This window comes from Specibacter sp. AOP5-B1-6 (assembly GCF_052376555.1).
GTDB lineage: Bacteria > Actinomycetota > Actinomycetes > Actinomycetales > Micrococcaceae > Specibacter.
The window spans coordinates 1-2,500 of the sequence record NZ_JBQSVT010000093.1 but is presented as its reverse complement, the minus strand read 5'-3'; the positions used below and the strand labels follow the sequence as shown (position 1 = coordinate 2,500).

At 56.6% G+C, this 2,500-nt stretch carries 3 protein-coding genes; all 3 read right to left on the bottom strand.

Going from position 1 to position 2,500, the window contains the following annotated elements; all coding sequences use genetic code 11:
- Nucleotides 1-1,243 (bottom strand): TniQ family protein (locus tag ACT3TS_RS19560; RefSeq protein WP_444533200.1); only part of this gene is annotated, 1,243 nt, incomplete at its 3' end.
- Nucleotides 1,224-2,294, bottom strand: a complete 1,071-nt coding sequence (locus ACT3TS_RS19555; protein WP_444533199.1) for a TniB family NTP-binding protein — start codon at nt 2,292-2,294, stop codon at nt 1,224-1,226. The genes ACT3TS_RS19555 and ACT3TS_RS19560, both read right to left, overlap by 20 nt.
- Nucleotides 2,291-2,500, bottom strand: a 210-nt coding sequence (locus ACT3TS_RS19550; protein ID WP_444533198.1) for a hypothetical protein, incomplete at its 5' end; no start/stop codon positions are given. The genes ACT3TS_RS19550 and ACT3TS_RS19555, both read right to left, overlap by 4 nt.

Here is a 2,500-nt window from a genome sequence, read left to right as displayed (position 1 = left end):
GACCCGCTGCCCTGAACCAATCTGTCTGATGCACGGCCCGAACCAACGCCACTGAGATCGCGATCTTGGTCGTATAAAGATGTTTGCTGTTGATACCTTCCAAGGCGCTGGGCCAGATCACGGCTGGAAGATTCCGTTCGTGGAAATTGATCCGTGGAAGCATCGCTTGCTGGTTCCAGACCTCCCATGGACTTCGTTCGGTGTCATGGGTGGCGCCACGATTGACCGCCTTGGTAGGGCGGGTTCTGTCGTTGTCCAGCTGCAGCCAGTTGCCCGCAATGGTCGGAACGGTCAGACTGATGCTTGTTTTTCGGTTGAGAGCGGCTAATTCCAGTTGAGCTTCACGTTGGGTGTTACTACTAAGGATTTTGGATGCTTCTGTCACAGCCTCGGGTGTGCGTGACGTTGCCCGGTACCCGGACTTGCTGGCCTTGATCCCGTTGCCGTGGGTAATCAGTCCCAGGAAGAGAGTGCTGGCCTCATGCGGTTTGATGATGGTTCCCCACACAGGGATTTCTTGAACGCCGGCCAGCGCGGAATCAAGAACCCATTTCAAGTGGGCTTGAGCGAAGAGCCGCTCCAAGGTCGCATCCCCACTGGGCTCTGCCCGGCGAAGATCAAATCCACACACTTGTGTCTTCGATGGACCGTGACCAGCGGTGGGTACATTGGTTTTGCAACATTGCCATCCCGGCGCATTGCTCCACAGCCAATCGATGCCATGGAACGGTCGCGATTGGCAGTTCGGACACAGCTTCTCTAAGCGAACATCATGCTCGGGACAGTACGTATAGAGCGGATTGAGCCAGTCGGTAACCCACCGACCGTCGCTTTCCCTCAAACACAGCGGACAATATGAGCTGCCATCCAATCCGGTGACAATTATTGATGTGGTTTCTGCCGTGAATCTTTGAAGCGCAGGTAGCTGCCATGCCGCGGCCATGCGCCGTAAATCGTCGACCTGGTACCCGCAGGTATTCGCCACATTCTGGGCGAAGTGTTGGGCAGCATTGTGCGCTGTTCGAAAGTTTTGGCGTCGGACCGGCAACCCCAACATGTGAACCATGGCTTTGACATCGATCCGGTACAACCGGCCCATGGCTCGCAGCCAACTCGGCAGGGTTTCCTCTGGCACAACGCTGGGCAGGAGGGGCCAGCGGGAATTTCCCACAGTATCCATAAATTCCAGGGATCGATCCAGTGGGGTCAGCGATTGCCCGGTCTCACCGAAGCGCGTAGCCATTGCTGGCGGCACTATCGGTTACGGCCATGGATAAGATTTTCTCCGAAATGGTCTCCTCGCCGGTGGCGATGGCCAGATGCGCGCACCTTTCTATCAGGGACGCCAAAGAAGCGATGTGTCCCTGGGTGCGTTCATAAATCAGGGAAGCATGATCAACGAGCATCCCATCGCGAATCGAGGCCAGATTCAAGCTTCCCTCCAATAAATGCAGGAGCGCCGTCCACGCCTGGGCGCCTGCATCAGTCGTCAGGTTGAAGGGTTGAATCGGGCATACGGTTGTGCGTCGAGCGGTCTGGGCCAGGGCCGCGGACTCACCATAGAGTCCCTCGCTGAAGAAGCTCTTCTCCGCCAACCCCACCCCGGTATAAATGAAAGTGACCGGCAATTCGTTGGCTAACCACTTCAGATGGTTACTGATCTCGGTTCCAGTGCGGTGGTTGAAATCCACAAAATGGAGATCATCCACGATGATCACCTGAGTTTCACACCCAACCACCATGTCCACGGCCAACGAAGTCAACTTCGCCGCCGTCACCCTGTTCAAGGCCGGGTGACCGTAAAACTCCACAATGCGCGAATTCAACGCCTTCAATGTCGTGTTCGCCGTCAAAGACACATAGGCCACCGGAATTCGCTGGCTACCATTGGTGGTTTTTGGCCCGTACCTGCGGATCTGGGCCCGGTGAAAAGTTTTCCCATAGCTGGCCGCGATCGTTGTCTTGCCCAGCCCCGGTGGTGAATCGATCGCAACCCCGCCTTTGAGCCTGTCCCCATCGCGCCGGTTCGACGCCATCACCTGCTCAATGAGCGAAAATGCGTGTTCGAGCTGCTGGGTCCGCACCGTGGGGATATTGGAATTCCAGACCATCCGGCACTCGTTGTAATCCTCCAACGCCTCAGCATCCAATGCCCTCAACGCTGGCACATCCAGCCGGTCCAAAGGGTCGCGTTTCGGCGCTTCAACATAAGCGAACCAGCCCGCCTTACTACCCAGCCTGTAAGGGTGGGATCCGTTACCCTGCAACCACTGAATCCATTGGTTCTGGCTCATTCGAAGACCTCCAGCTCCGCATCCGGGTTGTTCTCGTAATACTCGGCGAAGACATCAAAAACCCTACTGTTCCTCTCCTCCGTCTTCTGATCTCTAGGCGCCCGTTTTTGCCGGCTAGCCCGGCTGAGGGGTTCCATAGCCTCCTCGTCAGGACGACGTTCAGGGGATGTTGTCCGGTCGTCAAGGGGCTTGGACTTACTCACTAA

What these genes read in the sequence shown, in the direction of transcription:
- ACT3TS_RS19555 (WP_444533199.1), bottom strand. Translation starts at nt 2,294, where the DNA reads ATGAGCCAGAACCAATGGATTCAGTGGTTGCAGGGTAACGGATCCCAC.